The sequence below is a fragment of the Streptomyces sp. NPDC079167 genome, from assembly GCF_040686735.1.
Taxonomy (GTDB): Bacteria; Actinomycetota; Actinomycetes; order Streptomycetales; family Streptomycetaceae; genus Streptomyces.
In genome coordinates this window covers 45171-64530 of record NZ_JBFBLO010000004.1, presented here as the reverse complement: position 1 = coordinate 64530, position 19360 = coordinate 45171, and the positions used below count along the sequence as shown (strand labels likewise).

At 71.2% G+C, this 19360-nt stretch carries 15 protein-coding genes and 1 pseudogene; 8 read left to right on the top strand and 8 right to left on the bottom strand.

Going from position 1 to position 19360, the window contains the following annotated elements:
- Positions 1–9 precede the first annotated feature (9 nt).
- Entirely contained in the window at positions 10–945 is a 936-nt protein-coding gene (locus AB0P41_RS10190; protein ID WP_356714662.1) for an NADP-dependent oxidoreductase, read from the bottom strand.
- A gap of 193 nt (positions 946–1138) precedes the next feature.
- On the opposite strand from AB0P41_RS10190, the pseudogene AB0P41_RS10185 reads away from it, so the two are divergent.
- The 3 genes and pseudogenes from AB0P41_RS10185 to AB0P41_RS10175 all read left to right on the top strand — a co-directional run.
- A pseudogene (locus tag AB0P41_RS10185) lies at positions 1139–1507 on the top strand (helix-turn-helix domain-containing protein); the annotation flags it as partial.
- Positions 1504–2526 (top strand): phosphotransferase family protein, encoded by a 1023-nt coding sequence (locus AB0P41_RS10180; RefSeq protein ID WP_365931268.1) that lies wholly within the window; start codon positions 1504–1506, stop codon positions 2524–2526. The pseudogene AB0P41_RS10185 and the gene AB0P41_RS10180, both read left to right, overlap by 4 nt.
- Positions 2527–2533: 7 nt before the next feature.
- Positions 2534–3748, top strand: a complete 1215-nt coding sequence (locus tag AB0P41_RS10175) for an acyl-CoA dehydrogenase family protein (protein ID WP_356714665.1) — start codon at positions 2534–2536, stop codon at positions 3746–3748.
- A gap of 43 nt (positions 3749–3791) precedes the next feature.
- Here AB0P41_RS10175 and AB0P41_RS10170 read toward each other — a convergent pair whose 3' ends face one another.
- Positions 3792–5099 carry a M28 family metallopeptidase gene (locus AB0P41_RS10170; RefSeq protein ID WP_365931267.1) on the bottom strand — a complete coding sequence of 436 codons (1308 nt, stop codon included), beginning with the start codon at positions 5097–5099 and terminating at the stop codon, positions 3792–3794.
- Between the two features lie 423 nt (positions 5100–5522).
- On the opposite strand from AB0P41_RS10170, the gene AB0P41_RS10165 reads away from it, so the two are divergent.
- From AB0P41_RS10165 to AB0P41_RS10155, 3 genes are all read left to right on the top strand, one after another.
- Positions 5523–6146, top strand: a complete 624-nt coding sequence (locus AB0P41_RS10165; protein WP_365931266.1) for a DUF642 domain-containing protein — start codon at positions 5523–5525, stop codon at positions 6144–6146.
- A gap of 106 nt (positions 6147–6252) precedes the next feature.
- Positions 6253–6669, top strand: coding sequence for a hypothetical protein (locus AB0P41_RS10160; RefSeq protein WP_365931264.1), 417 nt, complete (start codon positions 6253–6255; stop codon positions 6667–6669).
- A 220-nt stretch (positions 6670–6889) separates the two neighbouring features.
- Positions 6890–7828, top strand: coding sequence for a LysR substrate-binding domain-containing protein (locus AB0P41_RS10155; protein WP_356714669.1), 939 nt, complete (start codon positions 6890–6892; stop codon positions 7826–7828).
- On the opposite strand, the gene AB0P41_RS10150 is transcribed toward AB0P41_RS10155, so the two are convergent.
- The 3 genes from AB0P41_RS10150 to AB0P41_RS10140 are packed head-to-tail and all read right to left on the bottom strand — an operon-like array spanning position 7767 to position 10827.
- On the bottom strand, positions 7767–8360 hold the full coding sequence (locus AB0P41_RS10150) for a TetR/AcrR family transcriptional regulator (RefSeq protein WP_365931261.1): 594 nt from the start codon (positions 8358–8360) through the stop codon (positions 7767–7769). The genes AB0P41_RS10155 and AB0P41_RS10150 overlap by 62 nt on opposite strands.
- Positions 8361–8398: 38 nt before the next feature.
- Entirely contained in the window at positions 8399–10066 is a 1668-nt protein-coding gene (locus AB0P41_RS10145; protein WP_365931259.1) for an AMP-binding protein, read from the bottom strand.
- The gene (locus AB0P41_RS10140; protein WP_356714672.1) at positions 10063–10827 is read right to left on the bottom strand and encodes an SDR family oxidoreductase; all 765 of its coding nucleotides are present in this window, start codon (positions 10825–10827) and stop codon (positions 10063–10065) included. Before AB0P41_RS10140 ends, AB0P41_RS10145 begins: the two co-directional genes overlap by 4 nt.
- A gap of 172 nt (positions 10828–10999) precedes the next feature.
- Here AB0P41_RS10140 and AB0P41_RS10135 point away from each other — a divergent pair, with 172 nt between their 5' ends.
- Positions 11000–12268 carry a DUF1343 domain-containing protein gene (locus tag AB0P41_RS10135; RefSeq protein WP_356714673.1) on the top strand — a complete coding sequence of 423 codons (1269 nt, stop codon included), beginning with the start codon at positions 11000–11002 and terminating at the stop codon, positions 12266–12268.
- 55 nt (positions 12269–12323) lie between these two features.
- Here AB0P41_RS10135 and AB0P41_RS10130 read toward each other — a convergent pair whose 3' ends face one another.
- Entirely contained in the window at positions 12324–14960 is a 2637-nt protein-coding gene (locus tag AB0P41_RS10130) for a peptidoglycan recognition protein (RefSeq protein WP_356714674.1), read from the bottom strand.
- Positions 14961–15146: 186 nt separating this feature from the next.
- Positions 15147–17975: a penicillin acylase family protein gene (locus AB0P41_RS10125; protein ID WP_365931256.1), complete on the bottom strand. Its 2829-nt coding sequence runs from the start codon at positions 17973–17975 to the stop codon at positions 15147–15149.
- 221 nt (positions 17976–18196) lie between these two features.
- Between AB0P41_RS10125 and AB0P41_RS10120 the strand changes: the two genes are divergently transcribed.
- Complete coding sequence (locus tag AB0P41_RS10120; RefSeq protein WP_356714676.1) at positions 18197–18808, top strand: hypothetical protein; 612 nt, start codon at positions 18197–18199, stop codon at positions 18806–18808.
- A gap of 30 nt (positions 18809–18838) precedes the next feature.
- On the opposite strand, the gene soxR is transcribed toward AB0P41_RS10120, so the two are convergent.
- Positions 18839–19312, bottom strand: a complete 474-nt coding sequence (soxR, locus tag AB0P41_RS10115) for a redox-sensitive transcriptional activator SoxR (RefSeq protein ID WP_356714677.1) — start codon at positions 19310–19312, stop codon at positions 18839–18841.
- Positions 19313–19360: the final 48 nt, after the last annotated feature.

Below are 19360 nucleotides of genomic sequence, written 5' to 3'. Positions count from 1 at the left end.
GGGCCGAGGTCAGTCCTCCCAGGCCACCGCGACGACGATCTTGCCCCGGGTGCGCCCCTCCTGGTTGAGCCGGTAGGCCTCGGCGGCCTGCTCCAGGGGGAAGACCCGGTCGACGTGGACGGAGACGATGCCCTGCTCGGCGAGTCCGGCGAGGTGGGCGAGGTCTGCGGCGTCGGGCCGGACGAAGGCGTAGCGCCCGCCGTAGGAGAAGACCTCCGCGTCGGCGATGGACGCGAGCCGGCCGTCGGGCGCCAGGGTCTCGGCGGAGATCCGGAGGGCTTCCCCGCCGACCGTGTCGAACGCCGCGTCGAATCCGTCGGGGACCAGGTCTCGGAGGCGGGCGGCCAGCCCGTCGCCGTACTCCACGGGCTCGCCGCCCAGTTGGCGTACGTAGTCGTGGTTGTGGGGCCCGGCCGTGCCGATCACCCGGCAGCCCGCGTGCCGGGCAAGCTGGACGGCGAGCGAACCGACGCCCCCGGCGGCCGCGTGGACGAGGACGGTGTCGCCCTCCTGGACCTTGAGCACACGGTGCAGCACCTGGTGTGCGGTGAGGCCGCACAGCGGCAGGCCGGCCGCCTCCTCGAAGCCGACGCTCAGGGGCTTGCGGGCGAGGGTGCGCACGGGTGCGGCGACGTACTCGGCGAAGGTGCCGCGCGAGAGGAAGTCCTCGCGCACATAGCCGATGACCTCGTCCCCCACCGCGAACTCGTCCACGGCGGCACCGGGCTGGACCACGACGCCGGAGACGTCCCAGCCGGGGATGACGGGGAACACGGCCTCAAGACCCGCCTGGAGGTAGCCCTCGCGGGCCTTCCAGTCGACGGGGTTGACGGCCGCCGCCCGCACCTTGACCAGGACCGAGTCGGGCCCGACCTTCGGATCGGGCCGCTCGCCGTACTCCAGTACGTCGGCCGAGCCGTACCTGCTGTAGCTGATCGCCTTCATCCTCCGACGATCGGCGTGGTCCCCGGTGCCCGCAACTCAGGCCGTGACCGCCTCGAAGGGCGGCAGCAGTGTCCGGGGGTCGTGTCCGGATCGCCGGAGCCCGATCAGGAACGACGTGGCCGTCTCCAGATAGGCGGCCCGGTCGGGCCCGCCCACCGGCAGGGGGTCCGGTGGTCCTGTACGCCTGGACGCGGGTCCGCGCCGTCCCCGTGAGCTCCGTACGGAGATCGGCGGCATCAGTGCCAAGGCGCTGACCGAGACACTGCGCAGGCTGGAGGCGTACGCGCTGGTGGAACGCCGGGCGTACGCCGAGGCGCCACCGCGGGTGGAGTACGCCCTGACCGCGCTCGGCCGGACGCTGCTGGAACCGATCGAGGCGCTGGGCCGCTGGTCCGCCACGCACGGGGACGCGTTCGTGGAGGCCCAGGGCTGGGACGACTGCCCCGGGCCGGGACGTGGAGCCGGAGATCACTCCGCGGATTCCGGGAGGACACTGGACGACATACCGACTGGTCGGCATCATGGTCCCGACCGTTCAACGTCCCGGAGGTGCGCCCCATGAGCCCAGTCCACCCGCCAGGTCTCGACCTCGACCTGCTGCGCGGCCATCTCGACCGTGAACGGCCGGGGCTGGTGAACGGACCGCTCGACGCCCGGGTCGTCGAGGGCGGCCGTTCGAACCTCACCTACATCGTCACCGACGGCACCGGGCAGTGGGTCGTGCGCAGACCTCCCCTGGGCCATGTGCTCGCCACCGCGCACGACATGAAGCGCGAGCACCGGGTGATCAGCGCCCTGCACTCCACTGCGGTCCCGGTGCCGAAAACCCTCCTGCTCTGCGAGGACGACGCGGTGATCGGCTCGCCGTTCTACGTCATGGAGTACGTCGAGGGGACCCCGTACCGCACCGCCGAGCAGCTGTCCCCGCTGGGCGCCGAGCGCACCCGGGCCGTCGTCCTGGGGCTCGTGGACACCCTCGTGGATCTGCACGCCGTCGATCCGGCGGCCGTCGGCCTCGGTGACTTCGGGCGTCCGGAGGGCTTCCTGGACCGGCAGCTGCGGCGCTGGGGCAAGCAGCTGGACGCGTCCCGCAACCGTGAGCTCGCCGGCATCGACGAGCTGCACGCCGCGCTCGGCCGGGAGCTGCCCGCCTCCCCCGCACCCACCGTCGTGCACGGTGACTACCGGCTGGACAACGTCCTCATCGGTCAGGACGACCGGATCAAGGCGGTCCTGGACTGGGAGATGTCCACGCTCGGCGACCCGCTCACGGACCTCGGCCTGCTCGTGATGTACAGCTCCGACCTGGGCCTGCCCGAGTCGCCCGTCTCGACCACCAGCGGCGCCCCGGGCCACCCCGGCCCCGCCGAGCTGATCGAGCGCTACGCCGCACGGTCCGGCCGCGACACCTCCGCCATCTCCTGGTACACGGCCTTCGCGTGGTTCAAGCTCGCCGTGATCCTCGAGGGCATCCACTACCGCTACACCCTGGGCCAGACCGTCGGCGCCGGCTTCGACCGCATCGGCGACCTGGTCCCGGTCTTCATCTCGCACGGCCTCACCACCCTCCAGGAAGGCTGATCACCCCGTGGACTTCGCATTCGACGCCCGTACCGAAGAGCTGCGCACCAGGCTGCTCACGTTCATGGACGAGCACGTCCACCCCGCCGAGGAGGTCGCCGAGGAGCAGCGCGCGCGGCTGGCGTCGCCCTGGGACACCCCGCAGGTCGTGGAGGACCTGAAGGCGGAGGCGCGCAGGCAGGGCCTGTGGAACCTCTTCCTCCCCGACGCGGAGTACGGCGCCGGGCTGACGAACCTCCAGTACGCCCCGCTGGCCGAGATCACCGGCCGCAGCCCGCACCTGGCACCGACGGCGCTGAACTGCGCGGCGCCGGACACCGGGAACATGGAGGTGCTCTTCCAGTTCGGCTCTCAGGCGCAGAAGAAGCAGTGGCTGGAGCCGCTGCTCGCCGGGGAGATCCGCTCGGCGTTCGCGATGACGGAGCCCGACGTGGCCTCGTCGGACGCGACGAACATCGAGACCCGGATCACTCGCGAGGGCGACGACTACGTCATCAACGGGCGCAAGTGGTACATCTCCGGGGCGATGAACCCGGACTGCGCGATCTTCATCGTGATGGGGAAGACGGACCCGGACAACGAGGACATCCGCCGCCAGCAGTCGATGATCCTGGTCCCGCGTGACACCCCTGGCCTGGAGGTGCGCCGTGCGATGCAGGTGTACGGCTACGAGGACCACTCGCACGGCGGCCACGCCGAGGTCGTGTTCACCGACGTACGCGTGCCCGCCGCCAGTCTGATCGGCGAGGAGGGCGGCGGCTTCGCCATCGCCCAGGCGCGGCTGGGGCCGGGCCGGATCCACCACTGCATGCGGCTGATCGGGATGGCCGAGCGGGCGATCGAGCTGATGTGCCGGCGGTCCGTGGCCCGTACGGCCTTCGGCAAGCCGCTGGCGCAGCAGGGTGTCGTCCAGAACTGGATCGCGGATGCCCGGGTGACGGTGGAGCAGCTGCGGCTGCTGGTGCTGAAGACGGCCTGGCTGATGGACACGGTGGGCAACCGCGGGGCGCACACCGAGATCCAGGCGATCAAGATCGCCACCCCGCGTGCGGTCTGCGACATCCTCGACCGGGCGGTGCAGCTGTACGGCGCCGGCGGCGTCAGCCAGGACTTCCCGCTGGCCGAACTCTGGTCGTCGGCACGGACGCTGCGGCTGGCGGACGGGCCGGACGAGGTGCACCAGCGGTCGCTGGCGCGGCGGGAGATCAAGAAGTACGTCTGAGCCCTGTGCGGGGAGGCGGCCGGCCGGCCGCCTCCCCGGCGGGTCAGAAGGTGAGCTGCCAGCTGTCGATGTAGCCGGTGTCCTGCGCGGCGACGTCCCGGACCTGGAGCTTCCAGGACCCGTTGGCCGCCTCGGCGGACGCGTTGACCGTGTACGTCGCGATCACGTTGTCGGCCGAGTCGCTGCCGCTGGAGTTCTTCAGCCGGTAAGCGGTCCCGTCGGGTGCGAGCAGGTCGACGACGAGGTCACCGCGGTAGGTGTGCTTGATGTCGACGGCCACCTTGAGGGCCGAAGGGGCGTTGCCCGTACGGCCGGTGACGGAGACCGGCGAGGTCACGGCGGCCCCGTTGTCGGGCACGGAGACGTTCGCGGCGTTGCTGAACACCGTGCCGGCCGGCGGGGTGACCGTGCCCGCCGACAGGGTCCAGACGGCGTGGGCGACCGCGTCGCTGTTGCGGTCGAGGGCCGTGTCGTCGATGTTGGCGGTCGTGTCGCACGAGGAGTGGTAGCAGCGGTCGAAGGACTGGCCCGCCGTGCCGCCCCACTTCTGGGCCTGGGCACTCGTCTTCGTGTAGTCCGCCCCGGAGAAGAGCCCGCCCACGGGGACGCCCGCGTTCTTGAACGGGGCGTGGTCGGAGCGGCCGTCGCCCTCGGTCTCGATCTCGGTGGGTATCGACAGACCCGCGTAGTAGTCCTTGAAGGTCTGCTCGATGACCGGGTCGTCGTCGTAGACGAAGTAGCCGGGGTTGGGCGATCCGATCATGTCGAAGTTGAGGTACCCGGCGAGCTTGGAACGCTCGGTGCCGGCCAGGTTGTTGACGTAGTACTTCGAGCCGACGAGTCCCAGCTCCTCGGCGCCCCACCAGGCGAAGCGCAGGTGTTTGTCCGGCGTGAGCTGAGCCCGGGAGACCGCGAGGGCGGTCTCCAGCACGGCGGCCGAGCCGGAGCCGTTGTCGTTGATGCCGGCGCCGGAGGTCACCGAGTCGAGGTGGGATCCGGCCATCAGGACCTGGTTCGGGTCGCCGCCCGGCCAGTCGGCGATCAGGTTGTACCCGGTGGCCCCGCCGGAGGTGAACTGCTGGAGCGCCGTGGTGTATCCGGCGGCGTCCAGCTTGGCCTTCACGTAGTCGACGGATGCCTTGTAACCGGCCCTCCCGTGGGCGCGGTTGCCGCCGTTGGCGGTGGCGATCGACTGGAGCTGGGTGAGGTGCGCCTTCACGCTGGCGAGCGGGATGTCGGGGGCCGCGGTGACGGCTCGGGGTGCGGCCTGGGCGGCCGGGGCGGCGGTGACCAGCAGGGCGGCGACCGCGAGCGCGGCGGCGGCGAGGGATCTGCGTCGGGCAGGTCTCATCAGGGGCTCCGGATTCCGTTCGGGGACTGACGGAACGTGCGGGGGGTCCCCGGGCGTGCACGACCGGGGCCTGGAGCGGTGGGGCTGGAAGCGCGCCCCCGATGCTCGGACAGATGACCGAGCACCGTCAAGAGTGGAATCCGGACAGGCGCGTTCGCTGAGCGGACACCGGAGAAGGGAGCCCGAAACCGCCCATCCTGCCGAGCGCGCGAGCCGGCATCCCCGGGCCGGCGCCCGCGTGTGCCGGATCGCAGGACCGCCGGCCCCGCGCCGGGGGCGCTCATTCCCTGCGTTCCTCCTGCTCAGCGCGCCTCACGCGCCGCCGTCCGGCCTCTTGGCGGGGTGGGCGGAGGCCCGCACACTCCGAGTGGGTCCCCGGCCGGGAGCCCCGCCCCTGGCGTCGCGTGAACCGAGAGGCCCTCCATGCACCCGCTCCGCCTGTCCGCCGCCGCCCTGTCCTCCGCCGCACTCCTGCTGACCGCCACCGCCGCCTCCGCTTCGGCCCATACGCACGACACCACGACACACACCACCGTCGTGGACTTCGACGGCGGATTCGAGACACCGGCCGTCCCGGCGCCGTCCCCCTTCACCACGTACCTCGGCGGACAGCCCCTCGGCCCCTGGACGGCCGGCGGTGGCAGCGTCGATCTGACGTCCGACCGCCTGTGGGACGCCGCCGAGGGCCACCAGTCGCTCGACCTCAACGGCAGCTCGACCGGCAGCGTCTCGCAGGAGATACGGGTCCTGCCCCTGACCTCGTACGTCGTCAGCTTCGAGCTGGCGGGCAACCCGGCCTGGGCTCCCGCCCTGAAGACAGGCGAACTCAGAGTCGACGGCACCCCGGTCAGGACGTTCAGCTTCGACGTCACCGGCCACGGGTTCCGCGACATGGGCTACACACGGCAGACCGCCGTGTTCACCAACCTGCTGAAGCACTCCGTCACCCTCACCTTCGCGAGCACCGGCCCCGGGGTCGGAGGCCCGGTCATCGACGACGTCCGGGTCCGGAGCTGCCTGCTGGTGCTCTGCCCGCCCGCCTCCTGACGCCGGGCGGCCGCACGGTGCTGTCATTGCCGTCCCGTACCTTCCGGAGCATGGGCATTCCGGTGGGACGCTGACGGTCCGGTCCACGGCCGACCTGCGCGGTCTCATGGAAGCGGCGGGCTTCGCCGAGGTCGAGGAGCCGGAGTCACCGGCGGAGGGCTGGCAGGTGTCGGGCTTCGCGGAATCAGGACCGCGGAGCCTGCCGGAGCTGGTCCGCAGCACCGGCGCCCCGGCGGTTCTGGTGTCCTTCCTGGACAGCGACGTCGGCTTCGTCGAGGCCGCCGGCCCCGGAGGCGGACAGTGGGAAGCCCTGCTCGACCGCGCCCTGGCCGACGACTACGGCATACCGCTGGACCGGTTCCCGGTGGAGCCCGCCGTGAAGGAGGCCCTGGCCTGGTCGGCCGCCGCCGGCCTGACGTCCGACGAAAATCTCCTCCGCCAGGCGCTCACCGGATCGGCGCCCTTCGCGGAGGAGCTCTCCTCGCTGCTGCTCGCCGCCCTCGGCGTACCGGGCGCGAGCTGACCGCCCCGGGTGACGTGCGTGCGGCGGCCGGTGCCGTGGCTCAGTAGCCCCCCGAGGGCTGGTGGTCCGTCAGAGCGAGTGCGCGGATGAACTTCCCGGCCCGCCGAAGCGGCCGGACCAGGATTCCGGTCAGCAGAGTTGTCATGTCCCCAGGTTCCGATGAGGCACATCGTTCGGTCCAACAGATGGTTTCGATGGCAGCCATCGCTATCGTGGATGCGTGGAAATACGCCAGCTCCGCCACTTCATGGCAGTGGTCGCGCACGGCAGCTTCACAGCGGCCGCCCGCGCCGAGCTGATCGTGCAGTCGGCCCTGAGCACATCCGTGAAGAACCTGGAACGCGAGCTGGGCGCCGAGCTGTTCGACCGCACGGGCCGGCGGGTCGTGCCCACCGAGGCCGGCCTGGCGCTGGTTCCGGCGGCCCGGGCGGTCCTGGCCGGCACGGAAGCGGCCCGGGACGCGGTGTCCTCCGTCTCCGGGCTGCACACCGGGCGGGTGCGCGTCGGCACCATACAGACGCTGACCTGCGTGGACCTGGCCGACGAACTCGCCGCGTTCCACCGGCTACGGCCGGGGGTACAGATCTCGCTGCGCGAGGCGACGACCCCCGACCTGATCGAGGCCGTCCGCGCGGGCGAACTGGACCTCGCCTACCTCGCGCCCGACGCCGCCGGACTGCCCGACGGCATCACCGCCTTCGCGACCTGGCACGAGGACCTCGTGCTGATCACCACGCCCGGCCACCCGCTGGCGAGCGCCGGCCGCACACTGATCAAGGATCTCGCCGACGAACCGTTCGTGGACTTCCGGGCGGGGACCGGCCTGGAGACCGCCGTGCGCCGACTGGCCGATCACTGCGGTCTGAAGCGCAGGATCACCTGTGACGTCACCCAGATCAGGCTGCTCGTCGATCTCGTCCGGGCCGGCATCGGGGTGGCGATCGTGCCCCGTCGCATCGGCGAGGACGCGGGGCTGCCGTGCATCACCATCCGCCAGCCGGATCCCGGCCGGACGGTGGTGCTGGTGGGCCGGGCCCCGGCACCGCGCAATCCGGCGGCCAGGGCACTCCTGGGCCAGCTGGCCGGCGGCGGCACCGTCAGGGGCGCAGTGCCCTCAGCAGCAGGTCGGCCAGGTGGTCCGCGACCTCCTGCCGGCTGAGCGGGCCGTCCGGGCTGTACCACGTGGACAGATGGTGGACCGAGCCGAAGTGGTAGTCGACGACCAGGTCGGCCGGGGTCGCGGCGGAGAAGACTCCGCTCTTCTGGCCCTCTTCGATCAGGGCGCGGAAGCGCTCGTGGTAGCGCCGCCGCTCCGTCCGGACCTGCTTGTTCTTCTCCGGGCTCAGATGGTGCATGGAGCGGAAGAAGATCGATGCGTCGTCGAGGTTGTCGATGGTGGTGACCACCACGTCGGCCGCCGCGTCACGCACCCGCTGCTCGATCGGCGCCTCGGCGTTCGCGTAGGCGTCGAGCCGCTCCTGCTGGAGCCGCAGCACCCGGGCGTAGACCTCCTGGAGGAGGTCCTCCTTGGAGCCGAAGTAGTGGTAGAGCGCCCCCTTGGTGACGCCCGCCGCCTCGACGATCTCCTGGACGGAGGTGCGGTCGTAGCCCTGTTCCGCGAAGAGCCGGGTGGCGGCGGCCAGCAGCCTCTGGGGGACGGGCGTACCGTTCCCCTCCGTCGCCTTGGCCATTGCCGCCACCTGTCCTCTCGTACCGTGCGTGAACTGTTCTAACGGGGGGAACGCAGTTCCCGCCTGAGGATCTTCCCACTCGCCGTCTTCGGGAGTTCGGTCAGGATCTCCACTTCGCGCGGGTACTTGTACGCGGCCAGCCGTTCCTTGCAGTACGCGCTGAGCTCGCCGGGCTCCGTCGCGGCGCCCGGCCGCAGGCTGACGTAGGCCCGGACGGTCTCCCCGCGATAGGCGTCGGGGACCCCCACGACGGCCGCCTCGCGGACCGCCGGGTGGGTGTAGAGGACGTCCTCGACCTCCCGGGGCCAGACCTTGAAGCCGGAGGCGTTGATCATGTCCTTCTTGCGGTCCACGACGTAGAGCCAGCCCGCCGTGTCCATGAAACCGATGTCCCCGGTGCGCAGCTCCCCGTCCGGGAAGGCGGCCTCGGTGGCCTCGGGCAGGTTCCAGTAGCCGGAGACGACCTGCGGCCCGCGTACGGCGATCTCGCCCTGTTCGCCGAAGGGGACGTCGTCGCCCTTCTCGTCGACGATCCTGACCACGGTGTCGGGCCCGGGGACACCGACGGACAGGGTCCCGGAGACGGGGTCGACGGGCGCCTCCCGCTCCGGTGGTACGGACGCGCAGGGCGCGGTGCACTCGGTGAGGCCGTAGCCGTTGCGGATGTACGGGCCGAAGCCGTCACGGAACTTCTCGACCAGGGCGGGTGGCAGCGGCGCGCCGCCCGAGGAGATCACCTTGAAGGAGGCGAAGTGCTCCCGGGTGACGTCCGGGTGCGCGGCGAGCGCCATGAAGGCGGTCGACGGGCCCACCGTGTAGGCGGGCCGGTGCTCGGCGAAGGCCTCCAGGACGACGCCCGCCTCGAAGCGGTACGCGAGGACCAGGGTGCCCGCGTTGGCGATGCACGCGGCGAGCTGGCAGACCATGCCGGTGATGTGGAAGAGCGGGGCGAGCGCGAAGTAGGACGAGCCCTCCTCGATGGGGTGGCCGGCCCGCTGGCGCTCCGCGTTGATCATGATGTTGCCCTGGGAGTTCATGGCCCCCTTGGGGGTGCCGCTCGTCCCGGAGGTGTAGCTGATCAGGGCGGTGTCCGAAGCGGTGAGCTCGCGGCCGTCGGGAGCCGCGAGACCGCGACGGGCCACCTCCACCAGATCGGAGGCCCGGTCGCCGGGGCCGGGCGCGGGGAGCCGCTCGAAGCCGAGCACCCGGGGGTCGTCGGCCGACTGGAGGTCGAGCTCGCAGGCCGTGAGGGCGATCGTCACGCTCGGTGCGGCCTCGGCGGTGGCCCGCAGATAGGAATCCCAGGCCCGGTCGGAGCAGATCAGCGCGGTCACCTCCGCGTCCTTCAGCACATGCCCGACCTCGCCGGACTTGTACATCGGGTTGAGCGGGACGACGGTGGCGCCGGCCTTCCAGGCCCCGAGCAGCGCGAGCACGAAGTGCGGGGTGTTCTGGAGCATGATCGCGACCCGGTCGCCCCGCCGCAGTCCCTCGGCCGCGAGGTGTCCCGCCACGGAGTCGGACAGCTCGTCCGTCTCGCGGTAGCTGAGCCGCCCGTCGAAGTAGGCGAGCGCGGTGTGGTCCGGGGCCCGGCCGACGGCCGCGCGGAAGGCGTGCACCATGGTCTCGGCGGGATGGACGGGGGCGAGCTGGGCCTCACTGAGCAGGGCGGTCCAGGGCTTCGCCGCGTAGATCGACTCGCTCATGCGCCGGCCTCCTCCCACTTCTGCTGCAGGTGGTTCATGTTGCCGATCCATTGGTCGGGGTCCTTGGCGCGGGCGCGGTAGTAGCCGGCCACCTCGGGGTGCGGCAGGACGAGGAAGCGGTCCTGCTCCATGGCGTCGAACAGGGCGTCGGCGACGGCCTCCGGCTCGATCGCGGTGGGCGCGAGCACGAGGTCGCCCGCGGATCCCGCGGCGGTGAGCATGTCCGTACGCACCCCCTGGGGGCAGATCGTGTGGACCTTGATCCCCCGGTGCCGGTAGGTCAGTGAGAGCCACTCGGCGAAGGCGACGGCGCCGTGCTTCGTCACGCTGTACGGGGCGGCGCCGATCATGGTCAGCAGGCCGGCCGCCGACGCGGTGGAGACGAAGCGGCCGCTGCCGCGCTCCAGCCACTGGGGCAGCAGTGCCTTGGCCGCGCGGACGTGCGCCATCACGTTGACGTCCCAGGCCCGGGCCCAGACGTCCTCCTCGGCGAAGGCGTCGCCGCCCGAGGCGAGGCCGGCGTTGGCGCAGTAGACGTCCACGGTGCCGCCGAGCGCGTCGCGCGCGGCGTCCACGATCCCGGAGGCGTCGCCGGCCACGACCGTGCCGCCGATCTCGTCGGCCAGCGCCTTGACCCGGTCTCCGTCGAGGTCGTTGACGACGACCCGCGCGCCCTCCGCCGCGAATCTCCGGGCGAGGGCGGCCCCGATGCCGCCCCCGGCTCCCGTCACCACTACGCCAGCGCCCTGCACCGTACTCATCGGTCCCGCCTCTCTCAGCCGTCTTCCCCGGCAGACTAACCAGTCGGTATGTGATCGGGGAAGGGGTTCGGGGCAGGACTGGGAATCTGCCCAGTCCGGGGCGTTCCGTGCGGCCCGCACCCGCGCTAGCGTGCGTGACCATGACAGTCGACGCGATCATGGAGGTAGCGGAATGACCCTGTCCAGGCGTGGTTTGCTGGCTGTCGGCGGTGCGATGGGAGCCCTCGCGACGACCGCCGCAGGGCCCGGGGCGGCCGTAGCGGCCGGCCGGGGGCACGGCGCCGGGGGTGCCGGGGTCCGTACCGGCTTCGAGCGGCTGGCCGCCGACGGTTACCGGCTGCTGGCCGGGCAGAAGGTGGGTGTCGTCACCAATCCCACCGGGATCACCGCCGACGTGCGCCACATCGTCGACGTGATGCACCCCGACGACCGGGTGGACCTGGCCGCCGTCTTCGGCCCCGAGCACGGCTTCCGGGGGACGGCTCAGGCGGGCGGCTCGGAGGGCCGGTACGACGACCCGGCGACCGGGCTGCCGGTCTACGACACGTATCTGAAGAGCGGGCAGGCGCTGGCCGACGTCTTCACCGCGTCGGGTGTCGACACGGTGGTCTTCGACATCCAGGACGCGGGCGCCCGCTTCTACACGTACATCTGGACCCTGTACGACTGCATGGAGGCGGCGGCGCTCGCGGGCAAGCGGTTCGTCGTCCTGGACCGGCCGAATCCGGTGACCGGCCGGGCGGCGCTCGGACCCGTGCTCGACCCGGCCTTCGCCACCTTCGTGGGACGCCGGGAGATCTCCCAGGCGCACGGGATGACGGTGGCGGAGCTCGCGCTGCTCTTCAACGCGGAGTTCCTGGCGGACCGTCCGGTGGAACTCGACGTGGTGAAGATGTCCGGATGGCGCCGCAAGGACTTCTTCGACACCACGGGCCTGCCGTGGGTGCCGCCGAGCCCCAACATGCCGACGCCGGAGACCGCGGTGGTCTACCCCGGGACATGCCTGTTCGAGGGGACGAACCTCTCCGAGGGCCGGGGGACGACACGGCCGTTCGAGCTGCTCGGCGCGGAGGGCATCGACCACCGGTGGGCGGCGGCGGCGAACGGCCTGGAGCTGCCCGGGGTCGCCTTCCGTGAGGCGTACTTCGCGCCGACGTTCTCCAAGTTCCAGGGGAAGACGGTGGGCGGGGTCCAGGTGCACGTCCAGGACCGGGACGCCTTCGACCCCGTACGCACGGGAATCGCCCTGCTGGTCACGGCGAAGCGCACCTGGAGCGGGTTCGCGTGGCGGGCGGACAACTGGATCGACAAGCTCACCGGCAACACCCGGGTCCGCACGATGATCGACGCGGGGGCGGACACCGACGAGGTGGTGGGTGCCTGGGCGGCCGACCTGGCCGCGTTCCGGAAGGTGCGGCGGGAACACCTGCTGTACCGGTGAACACGTCGGCGGGGTGGTACGGGCCCGGCCCGTACCACCCCGCCTCCGTCTCACCTCACTTGCGGAAGTAGCCGGTGATGTCCGCGATCAGGTCGAGGCTGCCCGACCGGTTGTAGAAACTCACCTTGCCGTTCACGACGGGCACGATCACCAGGTTCGGGGCCGTCTGCCCCTTCACCAGGTTCAGGTTCGAAGCGCTCGTGCGCGTCGTACCGTCCGGGTAGACCGACACGTAGCTCGTCGGCGCCGTGACGTTCGTCGCGGTCACGTTCAGCACGACCGCCGTGACTCCCTCGGCCGGCACGCCGTCGACGCCCGCCACCTGCAGCGTCACGACGCTGTCCGGGCCGACCGGCGCCTTGGCCACGCCCAGACCGGCACGGGTGTCCATCACACGCTTGGGGCCGAGGTTGATGTGGGACGCGCCTTCGTCACCGGAGGTGAAGTAGCCGGTGATGTCGGCGATCAGGTCCAGGGTCCCGGCACGGTTGTAGAAACTCACCTTGCCGTTCACCACGGGCACGATCACCAGGTTCGGAGCCGTCTGCCCCTTCACCAGGTTCAGATTCGACGCGGCCGTCCGCGTCGTACCGTCCGGGTAGACCGACACATAGCTGGTCGCCCCCGTGACGTTCGTCGCCGTCACGTTCAGCACGACCGCCGTGACACCCTCGGCCGGCACGCCGTCGACGCCCGCCACCTGCAGCGTCACGACACTGTCCGCGCCGACCGGCGCCTTCGCCACGCCCAGACCCTCGCGCGTGTCCATCACACGCTTCGGCCCGAGGTTGACGTGCGTGGAGCCCTCGCCGACGGAGGTGAAGTAGCCGGTGATGTCGGCGATCAGGTCCAGGGTCCCGGCACGGTTGTAGAAACTCACCTTGCCGTTCACCACGGGCACGATCACCAGGTTCGGAGCCGTCTGCCCCTTCACCAGGTTCAGATTCGACGCGGCCGTCCGCGTCGTGCCCTCCGGGTAGACCGACACATAGCTGGTCTCCCCCGTGACGTTCGTCGCCGTCACGTTCAGCACGACCGCGCCCACGCCGGTGGCCGGGACACCGTTCGTGCCGGTCACCTGGAGGTTGACCACACTGTCCGCGCCGACGGGCGCCTTGGGCGCACCCAGTCCCGTGCGCGTGTCCATCAGACGCTCAGGGGTGACGGGCACGAACTTCTTCGGGCTCGGCACGCTCACGTTCACCGCGGCGGTGGTCGTGGCCTTGCCAGACTGGTGGACGGCCTTTACCGCGACCTTGTGGCTGCCCGGGAGGAGCGTCGTGGAGGCGGTACGCGCCTTGCCCGCGACGGTGGTCACGCTCTTGCCGTCGACGAGGAGTTCGAACCCGCTGATCAGCGAGGACGGGGTGCTCGTCGACCAGTTCACCGAAACCGGGCCCGGCGTCTCGTAGCCGGAGTCCACGGCGAACGCCCCGCCGGCGACCGAGGTGACCTTGAGGCTCTGGACGGGGCCCGCGGCCAGCGTGCGGATGGTGGGGAGCTGCGGGTACAGCTTCATGCCGGGGCACTCGGTGTTGAAGCCGTCCCGGTGACCCGAGATCTGCTTGAACGAGTAGGACTGCCCGGCGACGAACTCCGTGCCGTGGTAGTTCTTCTGCGTGGCTCCGGCGACCAGCGTGGTGCTGCCGGCCGGGTCACCGCCGTACTGCCCGAGCTTGTACGCGGCCACCCGGGCGGTCGCCTCGAGAGCGACGTTCGAGGCACCGGCGTTCGTGTAGTCGCCGATGATCGCGACGCTGGTCGACTCGCTGTTGAAGCCGTACGTGTGTGCGCCCTGCACGGGCTGGTCGATGCCGCCCTGACGGCCCTCGAATATCTTCCCGCACTTGTCGACGAGGAAGTTGTAGCCGAGGTCGCGCCAGCCGTTCGTCTTCACGTGGAAGACGTGCAGGGCGCGCACGATCGCCGCGGATTCGGAGCAGTCGTAGCTGGCGTTGGTCGTGTGGTGCACGAAGGCGGCCTTGATGACGCCGCCTTCCAGGTAGATCGGGCCCTCGTCGTTGATGGATTCGTCGGCGCCCCACTCGGCGCGGCTGACGACCGGGGGCTGCGGAACCGTCGACGGCGGGCCCGGGTCGATCGCGGCGGACGTGAAGGCGGCGGCCTCGGCGTCCGTGGAGCCGCTCCGTGCCGCGCCGGATCCGGCGACCGGGTCGACCATGTCGAGCCGGAGGCCGGCCGGCAGGGTGCCGGCGGCGGCACCGTCGCTCACCCGCACCTCGGCACCGTCCGAGCGTCCCACCCAGACGGGCTCCGTGGAGCCGCGTTCCGTGGAGCGCTCGCCGTCGAGGCCGGGCAGATACGGCTCCAGCGTGATCCAGTCGGACCACGCGCCGGTCTCCGCGTCGCGGGTGCGGGCCTCGATCGTGCCCTCGACCTTCGCGTCGGCGTCGGGCCAGGAGACGCCCAGCATGCCGAACGGTTCGGTGGTACGCCGGGAGAGGGCGGCCTCGCCACGTCCCTCGGACTTCAGGGCGAGCTTGTGCACCTCGCTCCTGACCGGGCCGTCCTTCCCGGCCGCGGCACTGTAGGCCCCCGCCCCGGCGGCCGTGCGGCCCTCGTTCCGCGCGGCTCCCGCCTCGGCACCGCTCGCGGCGTTCTGGAACCCCAGAACGGCGACGACGCCGAGGGCGGCGGCCACAGCCGTACCGCGCACTCGTTTCGATCTCAAGTTGTCCCCACCCTTTTGTGAACATGCCATTGTTGAACGGCGAAATGCTACTGGGTGCCACTGACAGCCGACGGCCGGTACGGCCGAAACGCATGAGGCCGCCTCATGGAGAAGGCCTCCGCACCGCGAGTAACAGCGGTACGGAGGCCATCTTCTGAGTAGCTGTCAGCAATAATTGATGCAGCGTCAGCGGTGCGAGGGGAACTCCACGACCTGCTGGTAGGTCGGCCGGTTCTGCCAGTGGATCGACTTCTGCGAGATCCCGCCGAGCGGGCGGTGGACGATCGCGTCGGTGCACCACTGCTCACCGGCCTCGCAGCTGTCGTCACCCGGGTAGACCGTGGTCGCGGGTACGGCTGCCGCCTCCTTGAGGGTGCCGAGGAGGGCCGACCGGCAGGCGCTCAGATCACCGTTGCCGCAGTACGTCCTGGCCAGCGGGCCCTTGACGGGCTGTCCGAGGACCTGGCGCAGGTCCTTGTCGGCGAAGCCCCACCAGCCGTACTGGAAGGCGGAGCCGCTGTGCGCCCCGCTCGGCCCGTGGCTGGCCGCCGGGGACTCGTCCGTGGCCAGGTTCACGGTCAGTGCCGTGTAGAGGCCGTCGCCCAGCCCGGGACGGAACTCCGCCTCGATCAGTTTCGGCCACCACGCGTCCATGATCCGCACGGCGTCCGCGTGCGTGTACGTGTGCGAGCCCGGGCTGGTCTCCTTGCGCTGCGCCCCGGCCGCCCGCCAGGAATCCAGCTGCTGGACCACCGCGTCGAGCTCCGGGTCGGTGACCGGCTGGGAGCGGAGCACCTTCAGCAGCTCGGGCAGCAGCTGCTCGCCGCGCAGGTCGGTGAGCGCCGCTTCCTCCATGGCGCGGGTGAGGGAGGCGCGGGTCACCCCGCCCTCCTCGACCAGTGCGGACACCCGGTCGTCGAGCAGGTCACCGCGGTGCACGGCGCCGAAGCCGAACGCGGCGGTGGAGTAGTCCTCGGCCTGACGGTTGTTCCAGGAGATGTAGTAGTCCTGGCCGCTGGAGTGCGGGTGCTCGGCGAACGGCGTGTAGTCGGTGGTGTTGGCCGCCGGGTCGTAGCCCTGCCACTCGTACGCCTTCTCGGCCTTGACCGGCAGCGCCGCGTCCACTCCGGCCGCACGCACGGGGTTCATGCCGCTGTTGTAGTAGGCCGTGGTGCGGGAGTCCGCGTAGAACCAGTTGAAGGCGTAGTCGATATGGCTCGCCGCCTGCTGGAAGGAGGCGGCATCCGTCACGTACGCCGGGTCGTTGAGCAGCTGGAAGCCGATGATCGAGTCGGCCTCGTGGCGGTAGGTGGTGCGCAGCGAGGTGTACGCGACGGGCTTGCCGTCCACCGTGGCGCGGTGGGTGACGATGCCGTAGTCGCTGCGCCACACCTGCATGCGGTACGAGCCCTTGGCGGTTGAGTCGGCGACGGTGGGCTTCCAGGAGTTGGTTCGCTCCAGCTTCTCCATGGCCGTGCAGACGCCGTCGTTCCGGTAGTGCGTGGATTCCTTGGTGGGGGCGGAGCCGTCGGGTTCGCAGAGCTCGACGGCGTACGTGTCGGTGATGTCCTGGGCCGCCGAGGTGGCGCTCCAGGCGTAGTCCTGGCCACGGCCCATCTGGATGTACATGCCGACCCCCGCGAAGGAGACGCCGCGGGCGCTGATGCCGGGTCCCTGGAGCTCCTGGAGCATCATCAGCTGCGGGGCGAAGTAGCCGGTCTGCGGGCCCATGACGGCGATCGGGTTGCCGCTCGCGGTGTGCTCGCCCGATACCAGGAGGGCGTTGGACATGCCCCGCTTCTGGGCGGTGTCGCCGGAGCCGGGCAGCGAGCCCTCCGGGATGACGCCGTCGTCGTACATCCCCTGGGCCGGTGCGAGGCGGTCGGGCGCGTCGACGGGGTCCTTCCTGTCGGTGCCCGCCGAGCCGGTCCGGTCGTGGATCAGCGGTTCCGGGGTGACGGAGCCCGCGTCGGGAAGGGCGGTGCCCCGGGCCTTGTCGGGCTTGCCGGCGTACGGGAACGAGGTGCCGTCGTGGACGGTGAGCACCGCCTCGGGGTCGTTGCGCTGGCGGAAGGACTCCCAGACGCGGGTGCCCTCCTCGACGCCGTACTTCTGCTGGGCGGCGAGCAGCGAGAGCGCGGCCTGGACCTCACCGCCGCCCCCGCCGCCGAACTGTCCTCCGACGACCGAGGCGATCGAGATCAGGTCGGTCAGCTTGAACGGCTGGATCTCGCCGATGTTCGTGATGGCGTCGATCTTCCCGGTGAGGACGTACTCGCCCGGGAAGTAGCGGCCCTTCTTGGACTTCTCGCGGTAGGAGTTGATGCCGTCCACATAGGCCTGCGCGTCGGCCATCGCCTGCTCGCCGCGGGCGCCCTCGGTGGTCCGGATGCGTTGGACCTGCGCTTCGAGGTCCGCCTCGGTGTACGGGGCCTGCGGCCAGAACTGCTGCTCGAGGCCCTGGTTGGCGAGCGCTCCTCCGGCGAAGGACGTCAGCTGCCCGCGTCCGATGTGCCGGAACAGGTCCATCAGCCACAGCCGGTCCTGCCCGGCGGCGAACCCCGCGCCGAATTCGGTTCCGTAGCGGGTGGTGCCCTTGATGTGGGGCACTCCGCTCTTCTTGTCCCGTGTGATCGTGACGTCCTCGCGCGGCTTGGTCACGGACTCGACCTGGTCGGCGGCGACTCCGAAGGAGGCGTCGTTGAAGAAGTCGGTCAGCTTCCGGTCGGTGAGGCCCGTGTGCCCCTCGACCAGGCCGTTGTAGCGGTCGAGCTGGTCGTCGCTGTGCGCGGGGTGGGTGCCGAACGCCTTGTTGCCGAGGATCTCGACGAGCGTGGCGTTGCCGTTCTCGCCCGGCGGCAGGATGTCCGCGCACCGGTTGCCGCAGTGGTCGGTGACGGCGAGGGGTTCCGGCTCCGCCGCTCCGGCGCCGGGCGCCGAGGCGAGCAGGGACGTACCGAGAGCGAGGACGGCCGCGACTGTGGCGGCTCTGAGCGTGCGGGTGCGTGGGGGCATGCGTGCTCCTCCGGGTGGCCGATGCGCCGGAGGTTACTGGCGGTACGCCCCGCCGGTAAGATGAACATCAGTCACTTTTTCTGAATCGCCACACCCCCGCACCCGGCCTCACATGGACCGTCTCAGTCCGTGGACGCGTTTCACCTTTGGATGGAGCCGAATCGGGCAGTCGTACGTCCATCCCTTGACGCCGAAGTACGAGCGACGGAGGTGGCAGTGCCATGGCCGGTTTCCGGAGTCTTGCGAGACAGGTCCGCGATCCGCGGGGCGATCTGGCTTTGCGGCGGTACTCGCTGCGCAAATGCCTGGAGCGATTCGCCCCCTACGGTCACCGGGCGACCTGGGACCACCTGTGCGCCCGGCACGGGATGGAGCCCGAGGACCGGGCCCCCGACCCGGTGCGCCTGATCCGCGCGCTGGAGGAACTGGAGGAGGCGCGGGCCGTCTGGCTCGCGTACGAGGCGGGCTTCGCCGAGCGGCGGCGCCGCGAGAAGCACGACGGGCTGCGGCGGCCCGGCACGTTCGACGACTGGCACCGGCGGACCTGGGGCGGCAACGGGATCGCGCACTGCGAGGATCCGGGGGTCCACCCCGGCGCGCCTCTGGCCGAGGTCCTGGGGCGGCTGATCGCGGCCCTGGGCGCGAAGCCCGGGGCCGCGTGCCCGGTCTGCACGGGAACCGGCATCGTCTGGCGGCAGGACCTGGACCGCGAACCATGGGCCGGACCGGTCTGTACGGGCTGCGGCATCGTCGTACCCCGGCCCGTCCTCACGGCGAAGGCGCTGGCCGAGGCCAGGAGGGCGAGGAGCCGGGCCCTGGCGTCGGCGGCCTGACCACCGCGGTCACGGAGTGACCGGGCGCGCTCAGGAGCGGTCGGCCGAGCGCCGCTCGGGCATCAGCCGCGAGCCGGCGATCCGGTCACCGATCACGTCGTCGGGGTTGGACAGGACGCAGGTCTCCAGCGACAGGCACCCGCAGCCGATGCAGTCGGTGAGGTGGTCGCGCAGCCGGCCCAGCTGCTTGATGCGCTCGTCCAGCTCCGAGCGCCATGCCTGGGAGAGCCGGGCCCAGTCCTCCCGGTTCGGCGTGCGCTCCTCCGGCAGTTCGGCCAGCGCCTCCCTGATGGTGGCGAGCGGGATGCCCACCCGCTGCGCCGCCCGGACGAACGCCACCCGGCGCAGGGCGTCCCTGGTGTAGCGGCGCTGGTTGCCGCTGGTGCGACTGCTGCTGATCAGGCCCTTGGACTCGTAGAAGTGCAGGGCGGACACCGCGGCGCCGCTGCGCGCGGAGAGCTGACCGACGGTGAGTTCATGGAGTGAATGCGGGATCTGAGGCACTCCCCCAACCCTAGTGGCCGCCTTCCGGCCTGCGCGCCCGCCCGGAAA